Genomic DNA, 11,842 nt, shown 5'->3' on the forward strand with positions numbered 1-11,842 from the left:
CGACCTCCGATCCATGCAAGTTGCCGATTTTTTCTTCCAACTGCCCGATGCCCTGATTGCACGACATCCCCTGGCGGAGCGGCGCGCCAGTCGTCTGCTGGTGCTCGAAGGCGAAACGGGAAAGCTCTCGCATCGCAACTTCGCTGATCTGCTGGACTATGTGCGGCCTGGCGATCTCATGGTGTTCAACAATACCCGGGTGATTCCAGCGCGCCTGTTCGGTCAGAAGGCCACCGGCGGCAAGCTGGAAATTCTGGTCGAACGGGTGCTCGGCAATCGCAGCGTTCTGGCGCATGTCCGTTCCAGTAAGTCGCCCAAGGCCGGATCGAAGATCCTGCTGGACGGCGGCGGCGAAGCGGAAATGATCGCCCGGCATGATGCGCTGTTCGAACTCGAGTTCGACGAGGATGTCCTGCCGCTGCTCGAGCGTATCGGGCACATGCCATTGCCTCCTTATATAGACAGGCCTGACGATGACGCCGACCGTGAGCGTTACCAGACTGTCTACGCTCAGCGCGCCGGGGCCGTGGCAGCGCCGACCGCAGGGCTGCATTTCGATGAGGCGCTGCTGCAGGCGCTACGTGAGTCTGGCGTGGAAACGGCCTACGTTACCCTTCATGTCGGCGCCGGCACCTTTCAGCCGGTGCGCGTGGAGCGTATCGAAGAGCATCACATGCATCGTGAATGGCTGGAGGTCAGTCAGGATGTCGTCGATGCGGTGGCGGCCTGTCGCTCCCGTGGCGGTCGCGTCATCGCCGTCGGTACCACCAGCGTGCGCTCGTTGGAGACGGCAGCGCGCGATGGTGAATTCAAACCGTTCAGTGGCGACACCGACATCTTCATCTACCCGGGCAAGACCTTTCATGTGGTGGATGCCCTGGTCACCAATTTCCATCTGCCCGAATCCACGCTGCTGATGCTGGTTTCCGCCTTCGCCGGTTACCCGGAGACCATGGCGGCCTACGCCGAAGCAGTGGCTCGGCGTTATCGCTTCTTCAGTTACGGCGATGCCATGTTCATCACCCGCAATCCCGCGCCCCGCGGTCCCGAGGAAACCCAATGACTCGCTCTTGCCATATGTCCTTCGAGCTGCTTGCCACCGATGGCAAGGCGCGCCGTGGGCGTCTGACCTTTCCGCGCGGCACCGTCGAGACGCCGGCGTTCATGCCGGTGGGCACCTACGGTACCGTCAAGGGCATGTTGCCACGTGACATCGAGGCGATCGGGGCGCAGATCATTCTGGGCAACACCTTCCATCTCTGGTTGCGTCCTGGCATGGAAGTGATCAAGCGTCATGGGGATCTGCACGACTTCATGCAGTGGCAGGGACCGATCCTCACCGACTCGGGTGGCTTCCAGGTGTTCAGTCTAGGGGCGATGCGCAAGATCAAGGAGGAGGGCGTCTACTTCGCCTCCCCGGTGGATGGCGCAAAAGTCTTCATGGGGCCGGAGGAGTCGATGCAGGTTCAGCGCGACCTGGGCTCGGATATCGTGATGATCTTCGATGAATGCACGCCTTACCCCGCTGACGAAGACGTGGCGCGACGTTCGATGGAGCTGTCGCTGCGCTGGGCCAAGCGCTCGAAGGTCGCCCATGGCGACAGCCCGGCTGCGCTGTTCGGCATCGTTCAGGGTGGTATGCACGAGTCTTTGCGCATGCGCTCGTTGGAGGGATTGTGCGAGATCGGTTTTGACGGCCTGGCGATTGGCGGCTTGTCGGTTGGCGAACCGAAGGAAGAGATGATTCGTGTGCTGGATTTCCTTCCGCCACAGATGCCAGCGGATAAGCCCCGTTATCTGATGGGGGTGGGTAAGCCGGAGGACCTGGTCGAAGGTGTACGGCGCGGCGTCGATATGTTCGACTGCGTGATGCCGACGCGTAATGCGCGCAATGGTCATCTTTTCGTCGATAGTGGCGTGATCAAGATCCGCAATGCCGTTCACAAGCACGACGATTCTCCGCTGGATCCGAGCTGTGACTGTTACACCTGCAAACATTTCTCCCGCGCTTATCTGCATCATCTGGATAAATGCGGCGAAATGCTGGGTAGCATGTTGAATACCATCCATAACCTGCGGCATTACCAGCGGGTTATGGCTGGTTTACGCGACGCCATTCAACAGGGTACATTGGCGGCCTTTGTCGACGCCTTTTATGCCAAGCGCGGTCTGCCAACGCCGCCGCTTGCGTGACGTGCCAGAACAAAACAATCCTTTCTGCAACAGGAGTGCTACATGAGCTTTCTGATTCCCGCCGCCTATGCCCAGGAGGCTGCTGCTGGTCCTGCTGGTACTGGTTTCGAGTGGGTTTTTCTGGTCGGTTTTCTGGTCATCTTCTACCTGATGATCTGGCGCCCCCAGTCCAAGCGTGCCAAGGAACACAAGAACCTGATCGCCGGCCTGCAGAAGGGCGACGAAGTGGTCACTTCCGGTGGTATCGCTGGCAAGGTCACCAAGGTCGCCGATGACTTCGTGGTAATCGAGGTCTCCGACAACGTTGAGCTGAAGTTCCAGAAAGTGGCGATCGCCGCAACGTTGCCCAAGGGCACACTGAAAGCCATCTGAGCTGACTTCATTCAATATCGACGGGGCGCGCAAGGCGCCCCGCGTTCATTAAACGGGCTGCGTCATGCTCAATAGATTCCCTCTCTGGAAATACCTGCTGATTCTGGCAGTGCTCGCGATCGCCGTTATTTACTCTGCGCCCAACCTCTATCCGGATGATCCGGCGATTCAGGTTACCGGTGCCAGCACGTCGCAGGAGATTGGCGAGGCAGACCTCGAGCGCATCAGCAAAGCACTCGTGGACGGTGGTATCGCGGTCAAATCTGCGTCTCTGGATGAGCAGGGTCGGGGCGGCCTGGTGCGTCTCGTGCGTCAGGATGATCAGTTGCCGGCAAAAGATATCGTCCGACGCGCGCTCGGCGACGCCTATGTGGTAGCGCTCAATCTGGCGCCTACGACTCCCGACTGGTTGCGCAATCTCGGTGCAAGTCCGATGAAGCTAGGTCTGGATCTCTCCGGTGGTGTGCACTTCCTCCTGGAAGTCGACATGGACAAGGCGATTGAGACGCGCCTGAACGTCTCCGAGGGTGAGGTCAAGAGTCTGCTGCGCAAGGAGCGTGTGCGATACCGCAGCCTGCCGAATCTGAAGGATTCGGTGCAGCTGGGCTTCGTCGATGAGGCTACCCTGGATGCGGCCCAATCGCTCATCCGCAAGGAGTTCACCGACTTCGAGCTGACGTCCGCAGAGCGCAACGGCCAGTACGTGCTGCGCCTGACGCTGACCGAAGCCAAGTTGGCAGAAATTCGCGAGTACTCGATCAAGCAGAACCTGACCACGGTGCGTAATCGCGTCAACGAGCTCGGTGTGGCTGAGCCGCTGGTTCAGCGTCAAGGTGCCAACCGTATCGTGGTGGAACTGCCGGGTGTGCAGGATACCGCCGAAGCCAAGCGTATCCTCGGCAAGACGGCGAACCTCGAGTTCCGCCTGGCTGCTGATTCGGATGCATCGCGTGCGTCCACCGAAACCTTCGAGTTTCGCGAAGAGGGCCGCCCGCCAGTTCAGCTTGAGCGCACGCTGATCATCACGGGTGATCAGGTGACCGATGCCCAGGCCAGTTACGACGAGAATGGCCGTCCGCAGGTCAACATCCGTCTCGATGGTCACGGCGGCGATCTGATGAATCGCGCCACGCGCAACAATGTAGGGCGCAGCATGGCGGTGATCTTCATCGAGCAGCGGCCGATGACTCGCTATGTGCGGCAGACGGTCGACGGTGTCGAGCAGGAGGTGCGCGTCGAGACCTTCCAGGAAGAAAAGAAGATCATCAGCCTGGCGACCATCCAGTCGCCACTCGGCAGTCAGTTCCGCATCACCGGCCTCGACGGGCAGGGCGAGTCGTCAGAGCTGGCGTTGCTGCTGCGCGCCGGTGGCCTGGCGGCGCCGATGTACTTCGCCGAAGAGCGCACCATCGGCCCGAGCCTGGGTGCGGAGAACATCAAGCTGGGCGTCCAGGCGGCCATGTGGGGCTTCCTCTTCGTCGCCATCTTCATGGTGCTGATCTACAAGTTCTTCGGCGTGCTGGCGACCATTGCGCTGTTGTTCAACATGGTCGTGCTTACGGCTCTGATGTCGATGCTCAATGCCACGCTGACCCTTCCGGGTATCGCCGGTATCGTTTTGACCATGGGTATGGCGGTGGATGCCAACGTGCTGATCTTCTCGCGTATCCGCGAGGAGATCGCCAACGGCATGTCGGTCCAGCGCGCCATCCATGAGGGTTTCGATCGGGCCTTCTCGGCGATCGTCGACGGCAACCTGACCACGCTGCTGGTCGGCGGCATTCTGTTCGCCATGGGTACCGGCCCGATCAAGGGCTTCGCGGTCACCCTGTCGATCGGCATCCTGACGTCGATGTTTACCGCAATCATCGTGACGCGCGCCATGGTCAATCTGATCTACGGTGGCCGCGATCTCAAGAAGCTGTGGATTTAAGGGGCTAGCACGATGAAACGCGTAATCAATTTCATGGGTGTCCGCCATGTCGCCTTCGCCCTGACCGTGGTGCTGACGGTGGCGTCGCTGGCGAGCCTGGTGGTCAAGGGGCTCAACTTCGGGCTGGACTTCACTGGCGGTACGTTGATCGAGCTTGGCTATGAGCGTCCGGTTGAACTCGAGCAGGTGCGTGGACAGTTGGAGCAGTCAGGTTTTGGGGATGCTGTAGTGCAGAGCTTCGGTGCGACCACCGATGTGCTGGTGCGCATGCCGGGTGACGATCCGCAGCTCGGGGAGCGCGTCGCCGACGCCTTGCGCAGCGCCGACAGTGCCAACCCGGTGAGCGTCAAGCGGGTCGAGTTCGTCGGGCCTGCGGTGGGCGAGGAGCTGCGCGACCAGGGTGGTCTGGGCATGTTGCTCGCGCTGGGCGGCATCCTGGTCTACGTAGCCTTTCGTTTTCAGTGGAAGTTCGGTCTCGGTGCCGTGCTGTCGCTGTTCCACGATGTGATCGTCGTTCTCGGGGTGTTCTCCTTCTTCCAGATTTCCTTCGATCTCACCGTGCTGGCGGCCGTGCTTGCGGTTATCGGCTATTCGCTGAACGATACGATCGTCATCTTCGACCGGATTCGCGAGAACTTCCGCATGCTGCGCAAGGCGGAGTTGCTGGAGAACATCAATATCTCCACTACGCAAACCTTGCTGCGCACCATGGCAACTTCGGTGTCCACGCTGCTGGCTGTTGGCGCGCTCATGGTTTTTGGTGGTGAGAATCTGTGGGGGTTCTCCTTGGCGCTGTTGATCGGCGTTGGCGCGGGCACCTACTCGTCGGTCTATGTCGCGGGCATGCTGCTCGTCTGGCTGAAACTCACCCGTGATGACCTGATTCCGCCGGTGGTGGAAGAGGAAGCGGACGAGCGCCCCTGAACCTCTTCGAACTTCCGCGGCCTGAAGGAGTCCAAGGCTGCGGAACGGGCGCGGCCCGAAGGAAGAGGAAGTCACAGTGAACAAATCCATGTTGGTCGGTACGGCACTCGGAGTGGTGGTCGCCACGGCTGGCGGCGCTTTCGCTACTTATAGCCTGGTTGATCGCGGACCGAAATTCGCCGAGGTGCTGGCGGTGGAGCCCATCAAGGAAACCATTCGGACCCCGCGTGAGGTTTGCAAGGACGTCACAGTCACTCGGCAGAAACCAGTACAGGATCAGCATCGCATTGCAGGCACGGCGGTGGGTGCGGTGGTTGGTGGCCTGCTCGGAAATCAGGTCGGTGGCGGCAACGGCAAGAAGATTGCGACCGTCGCCGGTGCGGTCGGTGGCGGTTATGCCGGCAATCAGGTGCAGGGGCGCATGCAGGCCAACAGCACCTATACCACGACCGAAACACGTTGCAGCACGGTCACCGATACGCACGACAAGATCGTCGGCTACGACGTGAAGTACGACCTCGCCGGCAAGGTGGGGCGCGTACGAATGGATCGCGATCCGGGTAGCCAGATCCCGGTGCAGGATGGACAGCTGATGCTGTCGCAGCAGTGAGCTGGCGGTAGTGCAGAAACAAAAAACGCCCCAATGGGGCGTTTTTTAACCGCTACCGTTCTCAGCGTTTGAGGGACGGAGTCAGGTGCGGCTGGATGGTGGTCAGTACCGCCTTGAAGCATTTGGTATTGCCGGCAACGATCTGTCCCTTCTCAAGGAAGTCGTGGCCGCCGCTGAAATCGCTCACCAGGCCGCCGGCCTCCTGAATCAGCAGTGCGCCTGCTGCCATGTCCCACTCGGAGAGGCCGAACTCCCAGAACGCATCGAAACGGCCGGCTGCGACATAGGCCAGATCGAGGCTGGCGGCGCCGGCACGACGTATGCCTGAGGTCTGGCCAACCAGGCTGCGGAACATGTTCAGGTAGCTATCCAGGTTGTCCATCTGGCCGTCCTTGAACGGAAAGCCGGTGCCGAGCAGCGCGCCGTCCAGACTCTTGCGTGCGCTGACGCGCAGGCGACGGCCGTTCAGGGCGGCACCACGGCCGCGGCTGGCGGTGAATTCTTCTTGGCGTACCGGATCCAGCACGACCGCATGTTCCAGGCGTCCGCGGTATTTGCAGGCGATGCTGACGGCGTAGTGAGGAATGCCGCGTACGAAGTTGGTGGTGCCATCCAGCGGGTCGATGATCCACAGGTAGTCGGCGCCATCCCCGCTGCCTTCGAGCAGTCCGCCTTCCTCGCCCAGGATGCCGTGATTCGGGTAGGCCTTGCGCAGCGCATTGATGATGCTTTGCTCGGCGGCCTTGTCGATTTCGGTGACGTAATCCTTCGCTTCTTTCTCGTTGACCGAGATTGCATCCAGGCGATCGGTGGAACGGACAATCAGTTCGCCGGCGCTGCGGGCGGCGCGCAGCGCGATATTCAGCATGGGCTGCATGGATCAATTACCTGGTCGTTAAAGAAAGCGCGAAATTCTATCAGGAAAGCGCCGGCGCATGTAGCGTCACGGTGGTGGTTGCGGGGGCGGCAGATGGCGGATCGGAAGCTGCTTCCTGTAAGCTTTCCGCTCGCTTTCAAGCAGAGAATCATTGTGTCGCTGCAGAACATTCGTGTCGTGCTGGTCAATACCAGTCATGCCGGCAACATCGGTGGTGCGGCTCGCGCCATGAAGAATATGGGGCTTTCGCGCCTGGTCTTGGTCGATCCCGAGGATTTTCCGAGCCCCAATGCCGTGGCCAGGGCATCCGGCGCAACCGACATTCTCGATAGTGCACAGGTCGTCGCAACGCTGGAGGAGGCACTGGCTGGGTGCAGCCTGGTGCTCGGAACCAGCGCCCGTGACCGGCGCATTCCCTGGCCGTTGCTCGACCCTCGGGAGTGCGCTTCCGTTTCCGTGGAACAGTCTGCCGGGGGCGGCGAAGTTGCACTGGTATTCGGTCGTGAGTACGCAGGGCTGACCAATGAGGAGTTGCAGCGCTGTCAGTACCACGTCCATATCCCGTCTGATCCGCAGTTCAGCTCACTGAATCTCGCCGCGGCCGTGCAGGTGCTTACCTACGAGGTGCGCATGGCCTGGTTGGCTGCCGAGGGGCGGCCAACCAAGGTCGAAAAACTGGAAACCACGGCGATGCTGGATGCTCAGCCCGTGACCGTCGATGAGCTGGAGAATTACTTCGGTCATCTTGAGCAGACCCTGGTGGATATCGGCTTTCTCGATCCGGCCAAGCCCAGGCATCTGATGCCTCGGTTGCGTCGTCTCTACGGGCGCAGCGGTATCAGCAAGCTGGAAATGAATATCCTGCGCGGTATTCTCACCGAGACACAGAAGGCTGCCCGCGGCGAGCCTCACAAGCGGAGAAGTGATTGATGTTCGAACGCATGCGCGAAGACATTCAGGGCGTTTTTCATCGCGATCCGGCGGCCCGTAATGCGTTCGAGGTGCTGACCTGCTATCCCGGGCTTCATGCCATCTGGATTCATCGGTTGTCGCACTGGCTGTGGGGGTTCGGCTGGAAATGGCTGGCGCGCATGTCCTCGAACCTGGGGCGCTGGCTGACGGGCATCGAGATCCATCCGGGGGCGAAGGTCGGTCGCCGCTTCTTCATTGATCACGGAATGGGCATCGTCATCGGCGAGACCGCTGAAATCGGCGATGACGTGACGCTCTACCACGGCGTCACGCTGGGCGGCACCAGCTGGAACAAGGGCAAGCGCCATCCCACGCTTGAAGATGGTGTAATCGTCGGGGCGGGCGCGAAGATACTAGGGCCGTTCACCGTCGGGGCGGGCGCGAAAATCGGCTCTAATGCCGTAGTTACCCGTGAAGTGCCGCCGGGTGCGACGGCAGTGGGGATTCCGGGGCGGGTGATCGTCAAATCCAGTGATGAGCAGGAAGCCAAGCGCAAGGCCATTGCCGAGAAGATCGGTTTCGATGCCTATGGCGTCAGCGAGGACATGCCCGATCCTGTCGCGCGAGCCATTGGACAGCTGCTGGATCATGTCCAGGCCGTAGAGGAGCGCCTGGAGGGTATGTGTGGCGCCCTCAAGGCGTTAGGCAGTGATTATTGCGCCAAGGAACTGCCGGAGCTGCGGGAAGAAGACTTCGTTGAGGTGAAGTCCGACGCTGGCGATGCTCGCAGCTGAAGTGCGCGGGCTGGCAGCAGCTGGTATCATGCCCGCCCGCTGCCTGCGGCCAGGTGCGGCTCCAGACTAAAGACCTACTGAATTAATAGGTCTTATAGTTGACTCAAATACTCGGGAATTGCATAATTGCGCCAAACCGTAATGCTTGGTGCAGACCGATGCGATTAACCACCAAAGGCCGCTATGCCGTGACCGCCATGCTTGATCTGGCGCTGCATGCGCAGCATGGGCCGGTCTCCCTGGCCGATATTTCCGAGCGGCAGGGTATTTCCCTTTCCTATCTCGAGCAGCTTTTCGCGAAGCTGCGCCGCGGCAGCCTGGTGACCAGCGTGCGAGGGCCTGGCGGCGGTTATCAGCTTTCTCGCGACATGGCCGGCATTCAGGTCGCCCAGGTCATCGATGCTGTGAACGAGTCGGTCGATGCTACGCGCTGCCAAGGTCTGGGCGGGTGCCACTCTGGTGATACCTGCCTGACTCATCATCTATGGTGTGACCTCAGTCAGCAGATTCATGAATTCCTCAGCGGCATCAGCCTGGCCGATCTGGTCAAGCGCCAGGACGTGCAGCAGGTCGCCCTGCGCCAGGACATGCGCAAGGCTGGCGGCACTTCGCCGCAGATGGACAAGATAGAAACGTCCGCCATCGAATGAGCAGGGCGACTGCCTGATAGGAGATATCTGAATGAAATTGCCGATTTACCTGGACTACTCTGCGACCACTCCTGTGGATTCGCGTGTTGCCGCCAAGATGATCGAGTGCCTTACCAACGAAGGCAACTTCGGCAATCCGGCGTCGCGCTCTCATGCCTTTGGCTGGAAGGCCGAGGAAGCGGTGGAGAATGCTCGCCGCCAGGTTGCTGAGCTGGTCAACGCCGATCCCCGTGAAATCGTCTGGACATCCGGTGCAACCGAGTCGGACAACCTGGCCATCAAGGGCGTCGCACATTTCTATGCGTCCAAGGGCAAGCACATCGTCACCACCAAGATCGAGCACAAGGCGGTACTGGATACCACTCGCCAGCTTGAGCGCGAAGGTTTCGAAGTCACGTATCTGGAACCGGGTGAAGATGGCATCGTCACTCCGGCGATGGTCGAGGCTGCGCTGCGCGACGACACCATTCTTGTGTCGGTGATGCATGTGAACAACGAGATCGGCACCATCAATGACATTACCGCCATCGGCGAGCTGACCCGCTCTCGCGGCATTCTCTTTCATGTCGATGCGGCGCAGTCGACCGGCAAGGTAGAAATCGATCTGGAGAAGATGAAGGTCGATCTGATGTCCTTCTCCGCGCACAAGACCTATGGGCCGAAGGGCGTGGGTGCGCTGTATGTTCGCCGTAAGCCTCGCGTCCGCCTTGAGGCGCAGATGCATGGCGGTGGTCATGAGCGTGGTATGCGTTCCGGCACCCTGGCTACGCACCAGCTGGTCGGCATGGGTGAGGCCTTTCGTATCGCGAAAGACGAAATGGCTCAGGAGAACGAGCGCGTCCGCTCCCTGCGTGATCGCTTCTACAAGCAGGTGGAGCATCTCGAAGAGCTTTATGTGAACGGCAGCCTGACCGCTCGCGTACCGCACAATCTCAACCTCAGCTTCAATTACGTCGAGGGCGAGTCGCTGATCATGGCGCTCAAGGATCTGGCGGTATCGTCTGGCTCCGCCTGTACGTCCGCTTCGCTGGAGCCTTCCTACGTGCTGCGTGCCCTGGGGCGTAACGACGAATTGGCGCATAGCTCCATCCGATTCACCTTCGGCCGGTTCACTACCGAAGAGGAAATCGACTACGCAGCGCAGAAGGTATGCGAGGCCGTCACCAAGCTGCGCGAGCTTTCGCCCCTGTGGGACATGTTCAAAGACGGCGTCGACATTTCCAAGGTCGAGTGGCAAGCCCACTGACCGGCGTCAAACGCCGCATAGCCTGATCTAAGAGGATTGCACCATGGCATACAGCGATAAGGTCATCGACCACTACGAAAACCCGCGCAACGTCGGCAAGTTCGACGCTGCAGACCCAAGCATCGGTACCGGCATGGTAGGCGCGCCAGCATGTGGCGACGTGATGCGTTTGCAGATCAAGGTCAATGAGCAGGGTGTCATCGAAGATGCCAAGTTCAAGACCTATGGTTGCGGTTCCGCCATCGCCTCCAGCTCGCTTGCCACCGAGTGGATGAAGGGCAAGACCCTGGAAGAAGCGGAAACCATCAAGAACACGCAACTGGCCGAAGAGCTGGCGCTGCCGCCGGTGAAGATTCACTGCTCCGTGCTCGCCGAAGACGCGATCAAAGCGGCCGTGCGTGACTACCGCGAAAAGAAAGGTCTGCTTTAAAAGGGAGGTTGCGATGGCTATCACCATGACGCCCGCTGCAGCCCAGCACGTCCGCCGTTCGCTGGATGGGCGAGGCAAGGGTGTAGGTGTGCGACTCGGGGTTCGTACGACCGGCTGCTCCGGCCTGGCGTACGTCCTGGAGTTCGTTGACGAGACGGCAGCCGAGGATTCGGTGTTCGAGAGTCATGGGGTCAAGGTGATCATCGATCCCAAGAGCTTGGTCTACCTAGACGGCACCGAGCTGGACTTCGTTCGCGAAGGGCTCAATGAGGGCTTCAAGTTCAACAATCCGAACGTTCGTGGCGAGTGTGGCTGCGGCGAGAGCTTCAATATCTGAGGACGCCGTGGGTACTCCCTGTCATTTTGCATTGTTCGAGTTGAAGCCCGAGTTCGAACTTGATCTCGCGCATCTCGCCGATCGTTACCGAGAGCTTGCTCGCCAGGTTCACCCTGATCGCTTTGCCGACGCTGGCGAAAGCGAGCAGCGTCAGGCCCTTGAACGCTCCGCCAACCTCAATGAGGCCTACCAGACGCTCAAGAGCCCGAGTCGCCGGGCAAGGTATCTGCTGGCCATCGAGGGGCATGAGGTTCCGCTGGAAGCGACTGTTCAGGATCCCGCCTTCCTCATGCAGCAGATGCATTGGCGCGAGGAGCTCGAAGAGCTCCACGAACAGGCCGATCTGGATGGTGTGGCGGCGTTCAAGTCGCGCTTGAAGCAGGCGCAGCAGGGCTTGAACGATGATTTCGCCCGGATCTGGCAGGATTCTGAGCGGCGTGCCGACGCCGAGCGCCTGGTTCGACGCATGCAGTTTCTCGACAAGCTGACCCAGGAAGTGCGCCAACTCGAAGAGCGCCTCGACGATTAACCCCGCGCAGCGCCCGGCGTTGCGCCCGATATCAG

The 11,842-nt window shown here is 60.4% G+C and carries 14 protein-coding genes; 13 read left to right on the forward strand and 1 reads right to left on the reverse strand.

The window, feature by feature from the left end; genetic code table 11:
• Positions 1-13: 13 nt before the first annotated feature.
• The 6 genes from queA to P5704_019945 all read left to right on the forward strand — a co-directional run bounded on the left by queA (position 14) and on the right by P5704_019945 (position 6,032).
• Positions 14-1,063 carry a tRNA preQ1(34) S-adenosylmethionine ribosyltransferase-isomerase QueA gene (queA, locus tag P5704_019920; GenBank protein ID WOF78261.1) on the forward strand — a complete coding sequence of 350 codons (1,050 nt, stop codon included), beginning with the start codon at positions 14-16 and terminating at the stop codon, positions 1,061-1,063.
• A gap of 14 nt (positions 1,064-1,077) precedes the next feature.
• A complete protein-coding gene (gene tgt, locus P5704_019925; protein WOF81288.1) occupies positions 1,078-2,193 on the forward strand; it encodes a tRNA guanosine(34) transglycosylase Tgt in 1,116 nt (371 codons plus the stop codon).
• A gap of 42 nt (positions 2,194-2,235) precedes the next feature.
• On the forward strand, positions 2,236-2,565 hold the full coding sequence (gene yajC / locus P5704_019930; protein WOF78262.1) for a preprotein translocase subunit YajC: 330 nt from the start codon (positions 2,236-2,238) through the stop codon (positions 2,563-2,565).
• Positions 2,566-2,629: 64 nt separating this feature from the next.
• The gene (gene secD, locus P5704_019935; protein WOF78263.1) at positions 2,630-4,498 is read left to right on the forward strand and encodes a protein translocase subunit SecD; all 1,869 of its coding nucleotides are present in this window, start codon (positions 2,630-2,632) and stop codon (positions 4,496-4,498) included.
• Between the two features lie 12 nt (positions 4,499-4,510).
• Positions 4,511-5,422: a protein translocase subunit SecF gene (gene secF, locus P5704_019940; protein ID WOF78264.1), complete on the forward strand. Its 912-nt coding sequence runs from the start codon at positions 4,511-4,513 to the stop codon at positions 5,420-5,422.
• 76 nt (positions 5,423-5,498) lie between these two features.
• Positions 5,499-6,032 carry a glycine zipper 2TM domain-containing protein gene (locus P5704_019945; protein ID WOF78265.1) on the forward strand — a complete coding sequence of 178 codons (534 nt, stop codon included), beginning with the start codon at positions 5,499-5,501 and terminating at the stop codon, positions 6,030-6,032.
• Positions 6,033-6,093: 61 nt separating this feature from the next.
• Here the strand turns inward: P5704_019945 and suhB are convergent, their stop codons facing one another.
• Positions 6,094-6,909: an inositol-phosphate phosphatase gene (gene suhB / locus P5704_019950; protein ID WOF78266.1), complete on the reverse strand. Its 816-nt coding sequence runs from the start codon at positions 6,907-6,909 to the stop codon at positions 6,094-6,096.
• Between the two features lie 93 nt (positions 6,910-7,002).
• Between suhB and trmJ the strand changes: the two genes are divergently transcribed.
• The 7 genes from trmJ (at position 7,003) to hscB (ending at position 11,807) form a co-directional block, all read left to right on the forward strand.
• Positions 7,003-7,839 carry a tRNA (cytosine(32)/uridine(32)-2'-O)-methyltransferase TrmJ gene (gene trmJ, locus P5704_019955; protein ID WOF78267.1) on the forward strand — a complete coding sequence of 279 codons (837 nt, stop codon included), beginning with the start codon at positions 7,003-7,005 and terminating at the stop codon, positions 7,837-7,839.
• Positions 7,839-8,615, forward strand: coding sequence for a serine O-acetyltransferase (cysE, locus tag P5704_019960; protein WOF78268.1), 777 nt, complete (start codon positions 7,839-7,841; stop codon positions 8,613-8,615). The genes trmJ and cysE overlap by 1 nt, the downstream gene beginning before the upstream one ends.
• A 158-nt stretch (positions 8,616-8,773) precedes the next feature.
• Positions 8,774-9,265 (forward strand): Fe-S cluster assembly transcriptional regulator IscR, encoded by a 492-nt coding sequence (iscR, locus tag P5704_019965; GenBank protein ID WOF78269.1) that lies wholly within the window; start codon positions 8,774-8,776, stop codon positions 9,263-9,265.
• 31 nt (positions 9,266-9,296) lie between these two features.
• Complete coding sequence (locus P5704_019970; GenBank protein WOF78270.1) at positions 9,297-10,511, forward strand: IscS subfamily cysteine desulfurase; 1,215 nt, start codon at positions 9,297-9,299, stop codon at positions 10,509-10,511.
• A 43-nt stretch (positions 10,512-10,554) separates the two neighbouring features.
• On the forward strand, positions 10,555-10,941 hold the full coding sequence (gene iscU / locus P5704_019975) for a Fe-S cluster assembly scaffold IscU (GenBank protein ID WOF78271.1): 387 nt from the start codon (positions 10,555-10,557) through the stop codon (positions 10,939-10,941).
• A 13-nt stretch (positions 10,942-10,954) separates the two neighbouring features.
• Positions 10,955-11,278 carry an iron-sulfur cluster assembly protein IscA gene (gene iscA / locus P5704_019980; protein ID WOF78272.1) on the forward strand — a complete coding sequence of 108 codons (324 nt, stop codon included), beginning with the start codon at positions 10,955-10,957 and terminating at the stop codon, positions 11,276-11,278.
• Between the two features lie 7 nt (positions 11,279-11,285).
• A complete protein-coding gene (gene hscB, locus P5704_019985) occupies positions 11,286-11,807 on the forward strand; it encodes a co-chaperone HscB (protein ID WOF78273.1) in 522 nt (173 codons plus the stop codon).
• Positions 11,808-11,842: the final 35 nt, after the last annotated feature.

The sequence above is a fragment of the Pseudomonas sp. FeN3W genome (assembly GCA_030263805.2).
In the GTDB taxonomy this organism is placed as follows: domain Bacteria; phylum Pseudomonadota; class Gammaproteobacteria; order Pseudomonadales; family Pseudomonadaceae; genus Stutzerimonas; species Stutzerimonas stutzeri_G.

Excerpts from the sequence above, each read along its gene's own strand:
- queA (WOF78261.1), top strand. The coding sequence starts at position 14 with ATGCAAGTTGCCGATTTTTTCTTCCAACTGCCCGATGCCCTGATTGCA.
- tgt (WOF81288.1), top strand. The coding sequence starts at position 1,078 with ATGTCCTTCGAGCTGCTTGCCACCGATGGCAAGGCGCGCCGTGGGCGT.
- yajC (WOF78262.1), top strand. The coding sequence starts at position 2,236 with ATGAGCTTTCTGATTCCCGCCGCCTATGCCCAGGAGGCTGCTGCTGGT.
- secD (WOF78263.1), top strand. The coding sequence starts at position 2,630 with ATGCTCAATAGATTCCCTCTCTGGAAATACCTGCTGATTCTGGCAGTG.
- secF (WOF78264.1), top strand. The coding sequence starts at position 4,511 with ATGAAACGCGTAATCAATTTCATGGGTGTCCGCCATGTCGCCTTCGCC.
- suhB (WOF78266.1), bottom strand. The coding sequence starts at position 6,909 with ATGCAGCCCATGCTGAATATCGCGCTGCGCGCCGCCCGCAGCGCCGGC.
- trmJ (WOF78267.1), top strand. The coding sequence starts at position 7,003 with ATGGCGGATCGGAAGCTGCTTCCTGTAAGCTTTCCGCTCGCTTTCAAG.
- cysE (WOF78268.1), top strand. The coding sequence starts at position 7,839 with ATGTTCGAACGCATGCGCGAAGACATTCAGGGCGTTTTTCATCGCGAT.
- iscR (WOF78269.1), top strand. The coding sequence starts at position 8,774 with ATGCGATTAACCACCAAAGGCCGCTATGCCGTGACCGCCATGCTTGAT.
- P5704_019970 (WOF78270.1), top strand. The coding sequence starts at position 9,297 with ATGAAATTGCCGATTTACCTGGACTACTCTGCGACCACTCCTGTGGAT.
- iscU (WOF78271.1), top strand. The coding sequence starts at position 10,555 with ATGGCATACAGCGATAAGGTCATCGACCACTACGAAAACCCGCGCAAC.
- iscA (WOF78272.1), top strand. The coding sequence starts at position 10,955 with ATGGCTATCACCATGACGCCCGCTGCAGCCCAGCACGTCCGCCGTTCG.